The organism is Ornithinimicrobium sp. (assembly GCF_051004135.1).
GTDB lineage: Bacteria > Actinomycetota > Actinomycetes > Actinomycetales > Dermatophilaceae > Ornithinicoccus.
On record NZ_JBPCKQ010000111.1, the window covers coordinates 1 to 16,871 of the forward strand.

The 16,871-nt window shown below is 70.1% G+C and carries 18 protein-coding genes and 2 pseudogenes; 10 read left to right on the forward strand and 10 right to left on the reverse strand.

The genetic code is table 11. From position 1 onward, the window contains the following. Both ACR2FV_RS06490 and ACR2FV_RS06495 read right to left on the reverse strand, forming a co-directional pair. On the reverse strand, window positions 1-1,930 hold a 1,930-nt coding region (locus tag ACR2FV_RS06490), incomplete at its 3' end, for an isoleucine--tRNA ligase (protein WP_434014876.1). Between the two features lie 419 nt (window positions 1,931-2,349). Continuing rightward, the gene (locus ACR2FV_RS06495) at window positions 2,350-3,924 is read right to left on the reverse strand and encodes an alanine/glycine:cation symporter family protein (protein WP_434014877.1); all 1,575 of its coding nucleotides are present in this window, start codon (window positions 3,922-3,924) and stop codon (window positions 2,350-2,352) included. Between the two features lie 159 nt (window positions 3,925-4,083). On the opposite strand from ACR2FV_RS06495, the gene valS reads away from it, so the two are divergent. The 8 genes and pseudogenes from valS to ACR2FV_RS06535 form a co-directional block, all read left to right on the forward strand. Next, the gene (gene valS / locus ACR2FV_RS06500; RefSeq protein ID WP_434014878.1) at window positions 4,084-6,879 is read left to right on the forward strand and encodes a valine--tRNA ligase; all 2,796 of its coding nucleotides are present in this window, start codon (window positions 4,084-4,086) and stop codon (window positions 6,877-6,879) included. Between the two features lie 10 nt (window positions 6,880-6,889). Continuing rightward, window positions 6,890-7,630 (forward strand): DUF4129 domain-containing protein, encoded by a 741-nt coding sequence (locus ACR2FV_RS06505; RefSeq protein ID WP_434014879.1) that lies wholly within the window; start codon window positions 6,890-6,892, stop codon window positions 7,628-7,630. Continuing rightward, entirely contained in the window at window positions 7,627-8,136 is a 510-nt protein-coding gene (locus ACR2FV_RS06510; RefSeq protein WP_434014880.1) for a hypothetical protein, read from the forward strand. The genes ACR2FV_RS06505 and ACR2FV_RS06510 overlap by 4 nt, the downstream gene beginning before the upstream one ends. Before the next feature lie 79 nt (window positions 8,137-8,215). Beyond that, window positions 8,216-9,223 (forward strand): AAA family ATPase, encoded by a 1,008-nt coding sequence (locus ACR2FV_RS06515; RefSeq protein WP_434014881.1) that lies wholly within the window; start codon window positions 8,216-8,218, stop codon window positions 9,221-9,223. Beyond that, window positions 9,220-10,527: a DUF58 domain-containing protein gene (locus ACR2FV_RS06520; RefSeq protein ID WP_434014882.1), complete on the forward strand. Its 1,308-nt coding sequence runs from the start codon at window positions 9,220-9,222 to the stop codon at window positions 10,525-10,527. Before ACR2FV_RS06515 ends, ACR2FV_RS06520 begins: the two co-directional genes overlap by 4 nt. After that, a complete protein-coding gene (locus tag ACR2FV_RS06525; RefSeq protein ID WP_434014883.1) occupies window positions 10,524-11,069 on the forward strand; it encodes a hypothetical protein in 546 nt (181 codons plus the stop codon). Before ACR2FV_RS06520 ends, ACR2FV_RS06525 begins: the two co-directional genes overlap by 4 nt. Window positions 11,070-11,133: 64 nt before the next feature. Next, complete coding sequence (locus ACR2FV_RS06530; RefSeq protein WP_434014884.1) at window positions 11,134-11,328, forward strand: hypothetical protein; 195 nt, start codon at window positions 11,134-11,136, stop codon at window positions 11,326-11,328. Between the two features lie 60 nt (window positions 11,329-11,388). Beyond that, window positions 11,389-11,643, forward strand: a pseudogene (locus ACR2FV_RS06535) (PIN domain-containing protein); the annotation flags it as partial. Here the strand turns inward: ACR2FV_RS06535 and ACR2FV_RS06540 are convergent. From ACR2FV_RS06540 to ACR2FV_RS06570, 7 genes are all read right to left on the reverse strand, one after another. Beyond that, on the reverse strand, window positions 11,562-11,984 hold the full coding sequence (locus ACR2FV_RS06540; protein WP_434014885.1) for a DNA glycosylase AlkZ-like family protein: 423 nt from the start codon (window positions 11,982-11,984) through the stop codon (window positions 11,562-11,564). The pseudogene ACR2FV_RS06535 and the gene ACR2FV_RS06540 overlap by 82 nt on opposite strands. Then, window positions 11,954-12,427 carry a DNA glycosylase AlkZ-like family protein gene (locus ACR2FV_RS06545; RefSeq protein WP_434014886.1) on the reverse strand — a complete coding sequence of 158 codons (474 nt, stop codon included), beginning with the start codon at window positions 12,425-12,427 and terminating at the stop codon, window positions 11,954-11,956. Before ACR2FV_RS06545 ends, ACR2FV_RS06540 begins: the two co-directional genes overlap by 31 nt. 178 nt (window positions 12,428-12,605) lie before the next feature. Next, on the reverse strand, window positions 12,606-13,889 hold the full coding sequence (gene clpX / locus ACR2FV_RS06550) for an ATP-dependent Clp protease ATP-binding subunit ClpX (protein WP_434014887.1): 1,284 nt from the start codon (window positions 13,887-13,889) through the stop codon (window positions 12,606-12,608). Between the two features lie 68 nt (window positions 13,890-13,957). Next, a complete protein-coding gene (locus tag ACR2FV_RS06555) occupies window positions 13,958-14,227 on the reverse strand; it encodes a hypothetical protein (protein WP_434014888.1) in 270 nt (89 codons plus the stop codon). Window positions 14,228-14,232: 5 nt separating this feature from the next. Then, complete coding sequence (locus ACR2FV_RS06560; RefSeq protein WP_434014889.1) at window positions 14,233-14,718, reverse strand: DUF805 domain-containing protein; 486 nt, start codon at window positions 14,716-14,718, stop codon at window positions 14,233-14,235. Continuing rightward, complete coding sequence (locus ACR2FV_RS06565) at window positions 14,691-14,888, reverse strand: DUF805 domain-containing protein (RefSeq protein WP_434014890.1); 198 nt, start codon at window positions 14,886-14,888, stop codon at window positions 14,691-14,693. The genes ACR2FV_RS06560 and ACR2FV_RS06565 overlap by 28 nt, the downstream gene beginning before the upstream one ends. A gap of 40 nt (window positions 14,889-14,928) precedes the next feature. Further along, complete coding sequence (locus ACR2FV_RS06570) at window positions 14,929-15,495, reverse strand: maleylpyruvate isomerase family mycothiol-dependent enzyme (RefSeq protein ID WP_434014891.1); 567 nt, start codon at window positions 15,493-15,495, stop codon at window positions 14,929-14,931. Between the two features lie 51 nt (window positions 15,496-15,546). On the opposite strand from ACR2FV_RS06570, the pseudogene ACR2FV_RS06575 reads away from it, so the two are divergent. Continuing rightward, a pseudogene (locus ACR2FV_RS06575) lies at window positions 15,547-15,885 on the forward strand (DUF6597 domain-containing transcriptional factor); the annotation flags it as partial. Between the two features lie 373 nt (window positions 15,886-16,258). Continuing rightward, complete coding sequence (locus ACR2FV_RS06580; protein WP_434014922.1) at window positions 16,259-16,435, forward strand: helix-turn-helix domain-containing protein; 177 nt, start codon at window positions 16,259-16,261, stop codon at window positions 16,433-16,435. On the opposite strand, the gene ACR2FV_RS06585 is transcribed toward ACR2FV_RS06580, so the two are convergent. Next, on the reverse strand, window positions 16,422-16,835 hold the full coding sequence (locus ACR2FV_RS06585; RefSeq protein WP_434014892.1) for a hypothetical protein: 414 nt from the start codon (window positions 16,833-16,835) through the stop codon (window positions 16,422-16,424). The two genes, ACR2FV_RS06580 and ACR2FV_RS06585, sit on opposite strands and share 14 nt — an antisense overlap. Between the last annotated feature and the right edge of the window lie 36 nt (window positions 16,836-16,871).

The following is a 16,871-nucleotide window of genomic DNA, read 5'->3' on the forward strand; positions in this document are numbered from 1 at the left end:
GCGCGGTGGCCAGCACGTGCAGGGTGTAGAACCAGCCGCGGGTCTGCCCGATGTACTCCACGATGAAGTCGGCCGGGAAGTGGTGCTCGAACCAGTCGGCGTTCTCGAACGGGTAGTGCACCTGGGCAAAGCTCATCGAGCCGGAGTCGAACCACACGTCGAGGACGTCCTCGACCCGCCGCATCGTCGACGCCCCGGTGGGGTCGTCCGGGTTGGGCCGGGTGAGCCGGTCGACGTACGGCCGGTGCAGGTCCGGCTCCCCCGCCGCGTTGCGCGGCAGCTCGCCGAAGTCGGCCTCCAGCTCAGCGAACGAGCCGTAGACGTCGAGCCGGGGGTATGAAGGGTCGTCCGAGCGCCAGACCGGGATCGGGCTGCCCCAGTAGCGGTTGCGCGAGATCGACCAGTCGCGGGCATTCTCCAGCCACTTGCCGAACTGCCCGTCCTTGACGTTCTCGGGCACCCAGGTGATCTCCTGGTTGAGCTCGACCATCCGGTCCTTGAACTCGGTGACCGCGACGAACCAGCTGGACACCGCCTTGTAGATCAGCGGCTGCCGGCAGCGCCAGCAGTGCGGGTAGGAGTGGTCGTAGGTCCCCCGGCGCAGCAGCACGGTGCCGGGGCTGACCGACCCGGTGTCGAGTCCGGCGTCCGCGTCGCCGGCCTGGGCATCGCCACCGAGACCGGCCCGGGTGGCGGTCTTGAGGTGGTCCAGGATGTGCGCGTTGGCGTCGAAGACCAGCATCCCGGCGTACTCATCGACCGGCGCGGTGAAGGCGCCGTCGGGGCCCACCGGCATCACCGGCTCGATGCCCTCCCGGTCGGTGACCTCCTTGTCCTCCTCACCGAAGGCGCCTGCGCTGTGCACCAGCCCGGTGCCGTCGGTGGTGGTGACGAAGTCGGCCTCGACGACGCGGTGCGAGCGGGCGTGCCCGGCGTAGTAGCTGAACGGCGGCGTGTAATGGTGCCCGATCAGGTCGGTCCCCGTCAGTCGCTGCAGCACCGTCGGGTCCTCCCCCAGCTCGCGGGCGTATGCCGTGAGCCGCGCCTCGGCGATCACGTAGCGCTCGCCCACCTCTGGGACACCGGGCCGCGGCGCCTCGACGACGACGTAGTCGATAGCCGGGTCCACCATCACCGCCAGGTTGGCCGGAAGCGTCCACGGGGTGGTCGTCCAGACCAGCAGCAGCGCGCCCTCGAGGTTGTCGTCGTTGCGCTCGGCATCGTCCGCACCGCCGCCGACGATCCGCAGCCCCAGGGTCACCGCGGGGTCCTGGCGCACCTGATAGACGTCCTCGTCCATCCGCAGCTCGTGGGTGGACAACGGCGTCTGGTCGTTCCAGCAGTAGGGCAGCACCCGGTAGCCCTCGTAGACCAGGCCCTGGTCGTGCAGCCGCTTGAACGCCCACAGCACCGACTCCATGTAGTCGGCGTTGAGCGTCTTGTAGTCGTGGTCGAAGTCGACCCACCGAGCCTGCCGGGTGACGTAGTCGCGCCAGTCGTCGGTGTACTTCAGCACCGACTCGCGGCACTTGGCGTTGAACGCCTCGACGCCGAGCTCGTCGATCTCGTCCTTGGTCTTGATGCCGAGCTGGCTCATCGCCTCGAGCTCGGCGGGCAGGCCATGGGTGTCCCAGCCGAAGCGGCGCTCCACCCGCTCCCCCCGCATGGTGCGGTAGCGCGGCACGAGGTCCTTGACGTAGCCGGTCAGCAGGTGGCCGTAGTGCGGCAGACCGTTGGCGAACGGCGGGCCGTCGTAGAAGACGTACTCCCCCGACCCGTCGGTGCCGGCGTCGCGCCGCTCGACGCTCTTGACGAAGGTGTCGTGCTGGGCCCAGTAGTCCAGCACGCCCCGCTCGATCTGCGGGAGGCGCGGGGAGGGGGTCAGCCCGAGAGCCTGGCTGTCGGCGGTGCTCACTCGGGGGTAGGTCATCGAGCTCTCCTGCGGGTGGTTGCGGCCTCGTCACTGCACTGCCACGAGGACGACGCCAGAAGCGCCGCGGTACCACCTCGCTTGCTGCCCACTCGCCCGTGACTTCAGGCCGAGCGCGCAACCGCTCAACTCGCGGGCTGTGTCGGGCCCACCCGTCCGGTTCTAGTGAGGCGAACCGCATACCGAGGACCTGCCTTGGTATGCCGTGCTCGCCCGTTCTTCCGGATGCTCGCCGGTGATGGCCGGGTCAGCGCACCACCCATGCTAACGGGTGTGCCGCGGCAGCCCTGACCATCGGTCCTGCAGCCGGACGAAGTGCCTGCCATGAGACAACATGCCTTGAGACAACACGACGCCGGCGGGGTAGGTGCGCCTCCGCGCACCCACCCCGCCGGGCATGTCATGCCCCGTGAGGTCGATCAGATCTGGTCGGCGGGGATGTCCTTGTCCTTGTCCTCGACGCCCAGCTGGTAGAGCTTGCCGCTCTTGCGGTCGGCGATGTACTCGTTCATCTCCCGCTTGATGGTGGGGAGCAGGAAGTAGACACCGAGGAGGTTGACGAAGCCGCAGACGAACAGGAATGCGTCGGCGAAGCCGAGCACCTCACCGAAGCCGAGCACTGTGCCGGCGACCGTGAAGAACAGGAACACGATCCGGTAGAGCGTCGTGACCGTCTTGGACTCACCGAACAGGTAGTTCACGGCCTTGTTGCCGTAGTAGGACCAGGTGATCAGCGTGGAGACGGCGAACAGGGCGACCGCGACCGCGAGCACGATCGGGAACCACGAGATGACACTCTCGAACGCATCCGACGTCACCGCGACGCCGCCGCCGTAGTCGTAGCTCGAGTCGGCCGCCAGCTCCTCGCGGGTGGTGTTCCAGAACTCGGTGTCCGCGATGACGATGGTCAGAGCGGTGAACGTGCAGATGATCACGGTGTCGATGAACGGCTCGAAGAGCGCGACGAAGCCCTCCGAGACCGGTCGTCGGGTCTTGACCGCGGAGTGGGCGATCGGGGCCGAGCCCAGACCGGCCTCGTTGGAGAAGGCCGCCCGCTGCAGACCCACGATGACCACGCCGACGAAGCCACCAGTGAGCGCGTCAGGATTGAAGGCGCCACTCACGATGGTACCGATCGCGGCGGGGACCTGGGTGACGTTGCCCAGGATGACGATGAAGCAGGCCAGCACGTAGACGCCGCCCATGAAGGGCACGAGGGTGGAGGTCACCTTGCCGATCGACTTGATGCCACCGATGATCACCAGACCGATGATCGTGGCGAGCACGAGGCCGAAGATGATGCTGGCGGCCGAGTTGTCCAGGAAGCTCTCACCGGGCCCACCGGTGACCTCCACGGCCTGGGAGTAGGTCTGGTTGGCCTGGAACATGTTGCCGCCGGCGACGCCGAAGAACAGGATGGCCACGGCGAAGAGTCCGGTCAGACCGACCGACAGGAACTTGGGGAACTTGCCGAAGGCGACCGGGAGGTACTTGAACGGGCCACCGGAGACGGTGCCGTCGGCGAAGACGGTGCGGTACTTCACCCCGAGGGTGCACTCCGCGAACTTGGTCGCCATGCCGAGCAGGCCGGCCAGCACCATCCAGAACGTCGCGCCAGGCCCGCCGATGGTCACGGCCGCGCCGACACCCGCGATGTTGCCCAGTCCGACTGTGCCGGACACCGCCGAGGTCAGCGCCTGGAAGTGCGGGATCTCTCCCGGGTCATCGGGCGAGGAGAACTTGCCGCGGATCACCTCGGTAGCGATCTTGAGTCCGCGGAACTGGATGAAGCCTAGGTAGAGGGTGATCACGATGGCGGCGATGAGCAACCAGGCCACGATCCAGGGCATCGGGAACCACCCGGGGGACCAGAAGATGATCTCGTTGGCCCAGAAGTTAACGGGCGCGAAGACGCTGTTGATGGCGGAGTCGATATCGGCGAAGACGCCCTCGGATTCAGGGGCATCTTGGAAGGGCAAGGGCACGGGGCGCATGAACATGTCGTAACGGAACCCCCATCACGCCCGATCAGCAAGGGCGACACGACAGTCGTGACCAAAACGTGACCTTGGCTGGGAACCATCGCGCTCAGGCGCACTTCCGGACCTCCCGGGTGCGTGGCGTCGTCGGTGCCGTCTGGGACACTATGGCGCATGACCGACGACGTGTCCTTCCGACCCCGGCTGCGCCCGATCACCCTGCCCGACCGCCCCTCGGTGGACGGGCTGGAGCAGGTCTGGTCGCAGGTATGGGCCGACCGTGGCACCTACGTCTTCGACCGGGCGGCCGCCCTGAGTGCGCGCCGGGAGCAGCTGTTCGTCATCGACACCCCACCTCCCACCGCGAGTGGGTCATTGCACGTGGGCCACGTGTTCTCCTACACCCACACCGACGCCCTGGCCCGCTACCAGCGGATGGCCGGGCGCACCGTGTTCTACCCGATGGGCTGGGACGACAACGGCCTGCCCACCGAGCGGCGGGTGCAGAACTACTACGGCGTGCGGGGCGACGCCTCGCTGCCCTACGACCCCGGCTTCGAGCCGCCGATGCGGGGCAGCGAGGACACCTCCGGCAAGGCCGTCAAGGCACAGGACCAGCAGCCGGTCTCCCGGGCCAACTTCATCGAGCTGTGCGACGAGCTGACGGTGCTCGATGAGGAGAAGTTCGAGGGGCTGTGGCGCAAGCTCGGGCTCTCGGTCGACTGGTCACTGACCTACCGCACCATCGACGACCGCTCCCGGGCCGTCTCCCAGCAGGCGTTCCTGCGCAACCTGGTGCGCGGCGAGGCCTACCAGCAGCAGGCTCCCGGACTGTGGGACGTCACCTTCCAGACCGCCGTGGCGCAGGCCGAGCTGGAGGCTCGCGACTACCCCGGCGCCTACCACCGGGTGGCCTACCACCGCCCGACCGGCGACGGGGCTGCATACGTGCCCGTGTATGTCGAGACCACCCGACCCGAGCTGATCCCCGCTGCCGTCGCGCTGATCGCCCACCCCGACGACGAGCGGTATGCCGACCTGTTCGGCAGCGCGGTGACCTCACCGCTGTTCGGGGTGCAGATCCCCGTGCTCGCGCACCCGCTCGCGGAGATGGACAAGGGCGCCGGCATCGCCATGTGCTGCACCTTCGGCGACCTGACCGACGTGCAGTGGTGGCGCGAGCTCGACCTGCCCAACCGCTCGGTGATCACCCGGTCGGGCCGGATGCAGCACGACATACCCGACTGGCTCGGTGATGAGGACTCGGCCGGGGCGCAGCTCTGGGCCGAGCAGCTGGCCGGAAAGACCACGTTCAGCGCGCGCGCCGCGATGGTGGAGGCGCTGCGCGCCTCCGGTGACCTGGACGGTGAGCCGGTGGCCACCCAGCGCAAGGCCAACTTCTTCGAGAAGGGCGACAAGCCGCTGGAGATCGTCAGCACCCGGCAGTGGTACATCCGCAACGGCGGCAAGGACACCGAGCTGCGGGCGGCCCTTCTCGAGCGCGGCACCGAGCTGGACTTCCACCCCTCGTTCATGCGCACCCGCTACGAAAACTGGTTGGGCGGCCTCAACGGCGACTGCCTGATCAGCCGCCAGCGGTTCTTCGGCGTGCCGATCCCGGTCTGGTATGCCCTGGACGACGCCGGTGAGCCCGACCTGGACATGCCGCTGGTCCCGGCGGAGGACACCTTGCCCGTCGACCCCTCGAGCCAGGCCCCGCCCGGCTACGTCGAGGACCAGCGCGGCCGGCCCGGCGGCTTCGTCGGCGACCCGGACGTGATGGACACCTGGGCCACCTCCTCGCTGAGCCCGCAGATCGCGAGCGGCTGGCCGGTGGGTGGGCGCCCCGACGGCGAGCTCGGCAACGACCGCGAGCTGTTCGCGGCGACCTACCCGATGGACCTACGCCCGCAAGGTCAGGACATCATCCGCACCTGGCTGTTCGCGACCGTGGTGCGGGCCCACCACGAGCACGGGGCGCTGCCCTGGGCACATGCCGCGGTCAGCGGCTGGATCCTGGACCCGGACCGCAAGAAGATGAGCAAGTCCAAGGGCAACGCGCAGACCCCCGAGGGGATGCTGGACAACCACGGCTCCGACGGTGTGCGCTACTGGGCGGCGTCGGGGCGCCTCGGTGTCGACGCGGCCTTCGACGAGGGGCAGATGAAGGTCGGGCGCCGACTGGCCATCAAGGCCCTCAACGCCAGCAAGTTCGCGCTGTCGATGGGGGCCGCCCCCGACGGCACACTGCCCGAGCCGGAGCCCCTGGACGTCCTGGTCACCCGCATCACCGAGCCGCTGGATCGGGCGATGATCGCGGGGCTGAGCCAGGTGGTCGCCACCGCGACCGCGGCCTACGAGGCGTTCGACCACACCAAGGCCCTGGAGGTCACCGAGACCGCGTTCTGGACCTTCTGCGACGACTATCTCGAGCTGGTCAAGGAGCGGGCCTATGGCAGCACCGTCCCCGCTGGAAGCACAACGGGGGCCGCGGGTGACGGTGCTGCGACCGGTTGGTCGGCGGAGCCCGCGTCGGAGTCCACCCGCTCGGCCCGGGCCGCCCTGCAGGTGGCCCTTGACGTCTACATGCGGCTGCTCGCGCCGGTGCTGGTCTTCGCCACCGAGGAGGTCTGGTCCTGGTGGCACACCGACTCGGTGCACACGCAGCCGTGGCCGACAACCGAGGAGCTCGCACCCGCCGCGGGGGGCGACCCCCGGATGCTGGCCGTGGTCGGCCGGGCGCTGACCGGGCTGCGCAAGGCAAAGTCGGAGGCCAAGGTCAAGATGCGCACCGAGATCTCCGCCGCCACCGTGGCCGGCCCGAGCGAGGATCTCGACCTCGTGCAGCAGGCCAAGGCCGACCTGACCGCGGCGGGCAAGGTCACCGGTGCACTGGAGCTGCACCCGGCGCAGGAGTTCCGGGTGCACGACGTGGCCCTGGTCGAGCCGCCCGTCCCGGTGCAGGCCTGAGCCGGAGCGCATGACGCGGGCCCAGCGACGCAGAGCGGCGGTGGTGGTCCTGGCCGCCAGCGGGTTCGTCGTGCTCATCTGGGGTGTCGGCGCCGACGCCCCCGTGCTGCGCCGCCCGTCGAGCATCCTGGACCTCACGATGCCCGAGGGCCCTACCTTGGTGCCCGATGCCACCCCCGCGGCACGCCCCGCGCAGAGCGAAGGCTCCTCCAGCGGCATGGTCGACCCGGACGTGCTCCTGCTCGTCGCCCTGTTCGCCGTGGCGCTCATGATCGGGCTGCTGGTGCGCTGGCTGTTGACGCGGGAGGACGACTCGAGCACCGTCATCGACACCGAGGACGCCCTGGATGCCCTGGTCGAGTCGACCGCGACCGACCCGGACCGTCTGCGCACCGAGGGAGAGCCGCGCAACGCGGTGGTCGCCTGCTGGGTGGCGTTGGAGGACGGGGTCGCCCGCGCCGGCCTCCAGCGCTCCCCCGCCGAGACCTCCGTCGACCTCGCCACTCGCGTGCTCGCGCGGTGGCAGGTCGACCCCCAGGCCACGGCCGCCCTGGGTGTGCTCTACCGCGAGGCCCGCTTCTCCCGTCACCCGGTGACCGAGCAGGAGCGGGACCAGGCGGTGGCCGCCCTGGAGCAGATCAACGCCGACCTGCGGGCTGCCCGCGACCGCGCTCCTGACCGCGCCCGAGAGCAGGACGGCGCCCGCGAGCCCCACGTCACCGGTGAGCACGACACGGAGCAGGGGCCGTGAGCCGGCAGACCTGGATACAGCGGGTGCTCGGCGCTCTCGTCGTCGTCGCCCTTGTGGGGCTCCTGCTGTGGTATGTCCGAGTGCTGCCGGACAGCCTGCCGCTGGCCCTGGTCGTGATGTCGCTACTCGTCGCCGTTCTCGCGCTGCTGATGTGGTCGCTCGCCGACCACTCCGGTGACCTGGAAGCTGCCTCGTGGCATGCGGCGACGGCTGCGCAGTCGAGCGGGCCGATGTCGCTGGACTACCGGTTGGTGCGGTTGCGCCGCGACCTGCGCGACGCGCTGGAGCGCAACGACCGCCCCGACGCCATCCACCCGCTCATCTGCGACCTGACGGTCGAGCGGCTGCAGGCCCGCCGCGGGGTCGACGCCCGCAGTGACCCCGAGGCTGCTCGCGCGCTGCTGGACCCTGCGGTCTGGGACTACCTGACCACGCCCCCGACGACCAACGCCAAGCGCAGTGCGCGGCAGCTGGCTCGCGTGCTCGATGAGCTGGAACAGATCTGAGCGAGCACCGCATACCCCCGACAGGTGTGGCAGTCTCGCACCCCGAGCCGAGGACCACCGCAGGAGAGGACGTGATCACGTGAGCGAGGCACCACCTCAGGGCGATGCCGCCGCCCCCACCGCCGGCCTCGACGAGGTCTGCGGGCAGGCCCGGGACGTGCTCGACGGGGTCGAGCGGGCCGTCGTCGGCAAGCGCGAGGCGCTGACCCTGGTGCTGTCCGCGGTCCTGGCCGGCGGGCACGTGCTGCTGGAGGACTTCCCCGGCCTCGGCAAGACCTTGGCGGCCCGGTCCTTCGCCCAGACCCTGGGCCTGGACTTCACCCGCGCCCAGTTCACCCCCGACCTGCTGCCCGCCGACCTGACCGGTGCGTTCGTCTACGACCAGAAGGCCGGCGAGTTCGACTTCCGCTCCGGGCCGCTGTTCACCGGGCTACTGCTGGCCGATGAGATCAACCGGACACCGCCCAAGACGCAGTCCGCGCTGCTGGAGGCCATGCAGGAGCACCAGGTGACGGTGGAAGGGCAGACCTATCCGCTGCCTCTGCCGTTCCACGTGCTGGCGACGGCCAACCCGGTGGAGTACGAAGGCACCTATCCGCTGCCCGAGGCCCAGCTCGACCGGTTCCTGCTGCGGGTCTCCTTCGGCTACCCGACGCCGCAGGAGGAGTGGGAGGTGCTGCACCGGCGGGTCTCCCGGCGTCAGGAGGACCAGGTGCTCGACCCGGTGACCGACGCCGCCGGGATGCTGGCCATGCAGCGCGCCGTGGAGACCGTCCCGGTGGAGGAGGAGATCAGCCGATACTGCGTCGAGCTGGCGACGGCGACCCGACGGCACCGCTCCGTGCAGGTCGGCGCCTCCCCCCGTGGCTCCCTCGCGCTGATGCTGACCGCCCGGGCGTATGCCGTGGTGCAGGGCCGTGACTACGTCGCGCCCGAGGACGTCAAGGCGGTGGCGCACGCCGTGCTGGACCACCGGATCTCGATCAAGCCCGAGCTGTGGATGTCGGACACGGGGGGCCATGCCGTGGTCACAGCCGTGCTCGCCGAGGTGGCCGTTCCCGCGGCTCGCGACGAAGCGAGACCGTGACCCGGCACCCGCGGGACCGGTGGCGGATCACCGCCGCGCACCTGCGCGCCCTGGTCGTCGCCGTTGCCGGCGCCACCGCGGCGCTGCTGCTGCAGCGACTGGACGTGCTCGTGCTCGCGACACCCTTCGTCGCGGTCACCCTCTGGGGTGCGCTGACCCGGCCCGAGGCCCTCCCGACCGCGACGACCCGGCTGTCCCGGCCGATCGTGCGCGAGGGTCGCGCCGTGCTGCTCACCACCACGGTGCAGCCGGTGCCCCACATGGAGACCGCCGCTGTCTCGGTGGCCCCGGCGCCGCACGTCGAGCACAAGCCGGAGCACGGCACCTGGGTCGGGGTGACGGCCTCACCGGAGTCACCGGGCTCGCCAGTCACAGGCCGGGTGCAGGTCGTGGCCGGCCGGTGGGGCTCCCGCCAGGCGGGGCCGGTGCTGGTGGCCGGGTCCAGCCCCTGGGGAGCCTTCCGCTGGGGTCCCGTGCCGCTGCCCGCGCAGGACTTCCTGGCTCTGCCCGCGCCCGCGCACTTCGACTCCTCGGCCCCGGCACCGCACCCTCGCGGCGTGGTGGGGCTGCACCGGTCGGACCGCCGCGGCGAGGGCAGCGAGTTCGCCTCCATCCGCCCGTTCCAGTGGGGCGACCGGCTCAAGCGCATCCACTGGCCGGGCTCGCTGCGCACCGGCGAGCTGCACGTCAGCACGACCTACGCCGATCAGGACACCCAGGTGGCGCTCGTCCTCGACGCGCACTACGACCTGGGCCGCTCCGAGGGTCTGCACGGGCGACCCTCCAGCCTGGACCTGTCGGTCCGCGCCACCGCGGCTGTCGCGGAGCACTTCCTGCGCCAGGGCGACCGGGTCAGCCTCCGGGTGCTCTCGCTGCGCACCCCGGCCTCGGTCCCGGTCGGCACCGGGCGCCGGCATCTGCTGCGCATCCTGCAGACCCTGGCGGCCACCCGACCCGGGCCCCGGGAGGAGCAGGAGCCACACCGCCTACGGACCGGCATGCGCGCCGGCACTCTGGTGGTGATGGTCTCCTCGATGGTCTCTCCCGACGCCCTGACCCAGGCGGCGACCCTTTCGCGCAGCGGGCTGTCGGTCGTGATCATCGACACCCTGGACGAGCGGATCCAGCCGCAGGACGACGAGGCGCTGGCTCTGCTGGCCTGGCGGATCCGGATGCTGGAGCGGCAGGGCGAGATCCGAGCCATCCAGGCCCGGGGGGTGCCGGTGGTGCCGTGGCGGGGACCGGGAAGCCTGGACCTCGTGCTGCGCGAGCTCACCCGTCGCCCGGCCGGAGGCGCGGCATGAGCACACTCGCCGAGCTGCGCCACGACCTGCGCACGATGAGCCGTGAGCAGATCCTGCTGCGGCTGCTGATCGTGCTGGCCGCCGAGGCGTATGCGGTCGTGCTCACCTCGGTCTCCGCGGCGGGACTGGTGGCGCTCGTGGCCGTCATGGCGTTGGGCATGCTCACCGCGCTGCTGCCGCAGACCAGTCTGCCCAGCTTCGTCATCCTCTATCTGCTGGCCAGCTGGGTCGTGGGGGTGGAGTCCGCGTGGACACCGGCAGCGCTGCCCGCGGCCCTGTCCCTGCTGTTGCTGCACGCGGGCTGCACCCTGGCTGCGACGGTGCCCCCGCAGAGCCCCCTGCCGACCGCGCTGCTGACCACCCAGGCATGGCGCCTGGGCATCGTCGCGGTCACCACGGTGGCTGTGTGGGCTGCGGCCTGGGTGGCGCATACGGTGACCCTGCCCGGTGGGATCGTGGCGCCGGTCCTGGGTCTGGCCGTGCTGGTCGCCGCCGTCGTCGGGCACTACCTCCTGGTCACCCGCAGGGCAAGCGTCCGCTGACATATGCGGCAACCGCCTGCATCCGTGCCTGTATATACCAAGCCTTCTGATACAGCCTGAAGGCATGGCGAAGCATCTGGTCGACCTTGACGAGAAGGCGCTCGGTGCAGCGCGCTCCGAGCTCGGCACCACCACGATCAAGGACACTGTCAACGAGGCGCTGCGTCGAGCAACGAACCGTCGAGAGGTGAAGGTCGCCGCAGCACTGGACCTGCTCGCCGACGCAAGCCTCGACGATCGTGCCGACGCGTGGCGCTGACCCATCTCCTGGACACCAGTATGGTGAAGCGGCTCGGACGCCCGCAACGCCGAGGAATGGGACCGTCTCGTCGCAGCCTTGGACGCCTTCGATCCCGTCGAGACCAGCGCCGCCCATGTGAGCCGCGCGCTGCAGGTCCAGCGACTGCTGGCTGGGCACAGCCAACGCGGGCGCAAGATCCCCGACCTGCTCGTGGCGGCCGCGGCGGAGGATCTCGCACTCACCGTCCTGCACTACGACGCCGACTTCGACCTGATCGCCGCCGTCACCGGCCAGTCCTGCCACTGGGTCGTGCCACCGGGCGCGGTCGAGTAGGTCACTCCTTGCTGATGCTCAGGCCGGTGAGCGTGATCCCGTATGCGGTCTCCAAGGCGGACAGGGGCCCCTCGAGCTCCGCCTTCGTGGGACGGCGGGGTCCCGGCGAACCAGACCACCTCGCACGCACGCCGGGTCCCGCTACCCGGCAGCCGCCAGTAGCCGGTCAGCCGGCCCCGGCACAGCAACGGCGCCAGCAGCATGCCGTTGTCCGGCGACCACAGTCGCCGGTAGTGCTCGGGACCGACGAACCGCTCCCGGGCCTTGGGGTCGTACCCGCACAGCAGCGCATCGAACTCGGGGAGCAGGCTCACCGGCGGTGGATCGCTCGGGGCCGGCACGCCACGTCGTGTCTGCTGGCCGGACCGTATGCGGACAGGTGCCGTCGCAGGACGGCGTCCACGGCACCGTCGGGGTCGGCGAGCACGGCCTCGCGTGGGCCGAGCAGAGCCGCCGCCGTGCGATATCCGGGTGCTCCTTGCCCCTGCCAACCGCCGGTGAGGGGGCGACGCACCAGTCCCCCGTGCCCGTAGCCGAGATACCGACCTGCGGTGGATCCCAGGCTCGGGGCGGCGATCGGGTCGTGCCGGTCCAGCCACCCCCGCAGGTGTGCGCTCAGCTCATCCGGGGTGCGCCATTCGTCTTGCGCGTAGTCCTCCAGGCTGTCCCACACCTGCTCCAACGTGGTGGCCTGGAGCTTCAGCATCCGCGCCCAGAGGGTGCGCTGCCCGAGCCGGGTGACCGCCTCCAGCACGGCGTGGTCCTCGGCGATGCAGGTGTGCACGGTCCCCCGCAGGTTGCTGCCCGGACGATCAGCAGCTGCTCGTAGGCCGAGCTGATGGTCTCGAGGGTGACTCCCGGCATCCGGGCGGCCAGGGTGTGCACCGCTGCGACGTCGCGCGCCGGCGAGTGCGGGAACTGCCGGGCCAGGCTGAGCGCCGCCAGCTCCGCCCAGGCGTAGGTCAGGCGGATTCCTTGCGCTGGTTGCGCTTGCGCGGGCGGGCGGTGTCGACGTCGCGGCGCACGATCGTGGGGTTGACGTTGTCCAGGACGGCCTCGCCGGTGATGACGACCCGGGCGATGTCCTCCTCACTCGGCACGTCGAACATGACCGGCAGCAGGACCTCCTCCATGATCGCGCGCAGCCCGCGGGCCCCCGTCCCCCGCAGCAGCGCCTGGTCGGCGATCGCCGCCACGGCGTCGTCGCTGAACTCCAGCTCCACCCCGTCGATGTCGAACATCCGCTGGTACTGCTTGACCAGGGCGTTGCGCGGCTGGGTCAGGATGTTGACCAGTGCGTCGCGGTCCAACGGCGACACGCTGGTGATGACCGGGAGCCGCCCGATGAACTCGGGGATCAGCCCGAACTTCATCAGGTCCTCGGGAAGCACGTCCTCGTAGCGCTCCCCCGGATCCTTGGCCGAGTGCAGCTCGGCGCCGAAGCCCAGCCCCTGCTTGCCCGCGCGTGCCTCAATGATCTTCTCCAGCCCGGCGAAGGCGCCCCCGACGATGAACAGCACGTTGCCGGTGTCGATCTGGATGAACTCCTGGTGCGGGTGCTTGCGCCCACCCTGGGGCGGCACCGAGGCGGTCGTGCCCTCCAGGATTTTGAGTAACGCCTGCTGCACGCCCTCTCCGGAGACGTCACGGGTGATCGAGGGGTTCTCGCTCTTGCGGGCGATCTTGTCGATCTCGTCGATGTAGATGATGCCGCTCTCGGCCCGCTTGACGTCGAAGTCGGCGGCTTGGATGAGCTTGAGCAGGATGTTCTCGACATCCTCGCCGACGTAGCCGGCTTCGGTCAGCGCGGTGGCGTCGGCGATCGCGAACGGCACGTTGAGCATCCGGGCCAGGGTTTGGGCGAGGTAGGTCTTGCCGCAGCCGGTCGGACCGATCAGCAGGATGTTGGACTTGGCGATCTCGACGGCGTCATCGCCCTTGCGCCCCTCGGTGGCCTGGATCCGCTTGTAGTGGTTGTAGACCGCCACCGCGAGAGCCCGCTTGGCCGGGTCCTGCCCCACGACATACTGCTGCAGGAAGTCGTTGATCTCGCGCGGCTTGGGCAGCTGCCCCAAGCCCAGGTCACTGGACTCGGCCAGCTCCTCCTCGATGATCTCGTTGCACAGGTCGATGCACTCGTCGCAGATGTAGACCCCCGGACCCGCGATCAGCTTCTTGACCTGCTTCTGGCTCTTGCCGCAGAACGAGCACTTCAGCAGGTCGCTGCTCTCACCCATGCGTGCCACGTTGGGGTCCCTTCGTCGATGCGCGCGACGGCGCCCGGCCCACACCCGGTCGGTGCTTGTGCCTGACGCTACCCCGCCGCCGGTCCGGATGACAGTGTTTTGGGTTGCGATCCGGGTGTGTTCACGCTTGCGTCCGCTGTGAGCGCAACGGCCGCGACCGGGTCGTCGTGCTCAGTGACCGAAGGGTAGAGCACGAGCAGGACGACACCCTGGAAGAGCGCCCACCACCAGTGCTCACTCAGGCTGGCGCGGCCCTCCAGGGTCGTGACCTTCCAGAACACGCGCTGCACGGCTATCCGGAAGCCGATGCCGTAGTGCGGCTGGTCCAGCGGCGGCACCGACCTCAGCGGCCGTACGGATCGACGGAGGAGCCACCACTCTCAGGCGAGGGCGGCGGGGGCTCCTGCCCATAGGCCGGGACATAGCCCTGCTGCGCCTGCCCGTAGCCCTGCTGTTGTCCATAGCCGGGCGGCGGCGCGTAGCGCTGCTGCGCCTGCCCGTAGCCTCCCGGGCCCCCGGCCCCGCGGTCGTACTGACTTCCAGCGGCAGAGGTCGGCAGCACCATCAGCACGATCATGACAATGGGTCCGACGAAGCGGATGAAGCTGACCAGGTACAGCCACCCGGACAGACCAGCGTCGTGCAACCGTCGCACCGCAACCGCGATGGAGGGCACCAGGGTGGCCGCCAAGAAGAGCAACAGCAACAGGCCGATGCCCCCACCGACGGCTGACTGGGCATTGTTGCCGCTTTCGCCACCAGCGATCGCCAGGCCCACCGCAGGCACGTAGAGGGCAAACATCACGAGGCCTTGGAACAGTGCCACCACCAGTACTCGCTGCGGCTCGCCCGCCCCTCGAACGTCGCGTACTTCGCGAACGCGCGCTTGATGGCGGCCACGAAGCCGATCCCGTGGTGCGGCTGGTCGAGGGTAGGAGCGCCCGAGGACTGCTGAGGTCCGCCGCCGGGATGGGTGTAGTAGGAATCGAACTGGGTCATGACGCCAGTGCTTCATCCTCGCAGCATGCTCACGTCATCGTTATCGCGCATCCCGCCCGAGTCTGGCCAGCACCTGCACCTGACGCGGCTGGTCCGGCCCGACCTGCACCGCCGGGGCGCAGATGCCCTCGGTGTACAGCTGCTCGCCGAACACCGGCAGCGCTGCCTCGATCTCGTCGAGCTCCCGGTCCGTGAAGGTCACCTCCGAGCTCAAGGCGCGACCGACATCCCAGCGGTGCACGAGCATGTCCCACCCGTAGAACTGGGCCAGCGTCTCCCCGATCGTGGTGGGTCCGAAATAGCCGTCGTATGCCGTGCCGCCCACGCTCGGGTCGGCGAGCAGGTCGGCCACGGCCCGGTAATGACCGCGCCAGCGTTGGGCCGGGTCGTCGGCGTCACCCTCCGGCACGCTCAGCCCGCGCTCGCCCAGGAAGTCGCGCTGGGTGTCCACGAGGTGGTCGATCACGTCGCGGGCCGACCACTCCTCGCACGGCGAGGGCCGCTGCCAGCCCTGAGGTCCGGCGGCGGAGGCGATCACCTGGATGGCCTCGGCCTTGGCGCGGTAGTCCTGAGCAAGATCAGTGCTCTGCTGCATCACATCATCCATGGACTCCACGGTAGGAGCGCCCGGGACAGCTGGATTGCAATAATCCGACAGATGAGCTCGAACCCGCGAGAGACCGCACACGACCGGGCTGCTCGGACCGGACCCGCGGCCCACGCCGTCGACCGCGCCCGGCTGACCGAACACGCCGCGCTGGCCCCACCCGTGCACCGCTACCCGCCGGCGGCACGGCATACCGACCTGGTCCGGCACTACTGGGTGCCGGTGTGGGACCTGCCGCCGCAGACCGAGATCACCGAGCAGGTGCTGCAGTACCCGTCGTGTCTGATTGTGGTGGCCCCGGACTACGCGCGGTTCTACGGCGTCGTGCCCGGCCTGTCCACCAAGGCGCTGCAGGGCAGCGGGTGGGCCGTCGGCGTGATGCTCTGGGGCGGAGCGGCGCCGACCGTGCTGGGGCGCAGTGACGCCTCCGACCTCGCGGACACCCACGTGTTGCTTGAGGAGCTTCCCGGTCTGCGCGGGGTCGTCGCGCCGATCCGGTCGGCGATGACACCCGGACCCGGCGACCCGGACCGGCACCGCGTGGCGATCGGGCTGCTGGAGCACGCGCTGGATGCACTGCCACCGATCTCCGCCGAGGGCCGGGAGGTGACGGCGATCGTCCAGCTCGTCGAGAGCGACCCCCACCTGCTCACCGTCGGCGAGCTGGTCGCCCGCAGCGGACGGAGCGAGCGGACCCTGCAACGGCTCGTCCACCGACCGACACCTCGGCCTGACCCCCAAGTGGCTGATCCAACGACGTCGGCTGCAGGAGGCCGCGCATCAGCTCAAGGGTGGCGGGCGACCGCTCGCGCAGGTGGCCACCGACCTGGGCTACACCGACCAGGCCCACTTCACCCGGGACTTCCACCGGGTCACCGGCTACCGCCCCGGGCAGTTCGCCCGGACGCTGGGCAGGCCCGACGGCCTCACCCAGCGGTGAGCAGTCCGATCGCGGCGCAGACCAGACCGAGCACCAGGCTGGCCGCGCCGAGCCAGAGCAACGCGATCAGCCGGTTGGGTCGCTGCGGGTCGGACCCAGCGACCGAGAGGAAGAACCCGGCGGGCATCAGGATCGCCGCCCACAGCACGCCCCCGGACAGGGTGCGCCAGAGGCCACCGACCCCGGCGAGGTCGACATAGAGGTTGACCAGCAGGCCGAGAATGACCAGCACCCCGGCGTGCGCGTGACCGGCCCGGTAGAAGCTGCGCTGCAGCTCGTTGGCCGGGGCCTTGCCGCGGGTGACCTTGAGCACGAAGGTGCCGCCGTAGGCGATAAGGACGACCGTGAGCAGCACGACTGCTGCGGTGAGGGTGGTGGAGGTGCTCAGCGAGCCGGTCATCGGATGCTCCGATTCGGTGGGTGGCGGGTTGACTCC

Bases quoted from the DNA above. Each gene is read 5' to 3' on its own strand.
- ACR2FV_RS06525 (WP_434014883.1), top strand. From the start codon at position 10,524: ATGAGCACACTCGCCGAGCTGCGCCACGACCTGCGCACGATGAGCCGT.
- ACR2FV_RS06585 (WP_434014892.1), bottom strand. From the start codon at position 16,835: ATGACCGGCTCGCTGAGCACCTCCACCACCCTCACCGCAGCAGTCGTG.
- ACR2FV_RS06495 (WP_434014877.1), bottom strand. From the start codon at position 3,924: ATGCGCCCCGTGCCCTTGCCCTTCCAAGATGCCCCTGAATCCGAGGGC.
- ACR2FV_RS06530 (WP_434014884.1), top strand. From the start codon at position 11,134: ATGGCGAAGCATCTGGTCGACCTTGACGAGAAGGCGCTCGGTGCAGCG.
- ACR2FV_RS06505 (WP_434014879.1), top strand. From the start codon at position 6,890: ATGACGCGGGCCCAGCGACGCAGAGCGGCGGTGGTGGTCCTGGCCGCC.
- ACR2FV_RS06570 (WP_434014891.1), bottom strand. From the start codon at position 15,495: ATGGATGATGTGATGCAGCAGAGCACTGATCTTGCTCAGGACTACCGC.
- ACR2FV_RS06565 (WP_434014890.1), bottom strand. From the start codon at position 14,888: ATGACCCAGTTCGATTCCTACTACACCCATCCCGGCGGCGGACCTCAG.
- valS (WP_434014878.1), top strand. From the start codon at position 4,084: ATGACCGACGACGTGTCCTTCCGACCCCGGCTGCGCCCGATCACCCTG.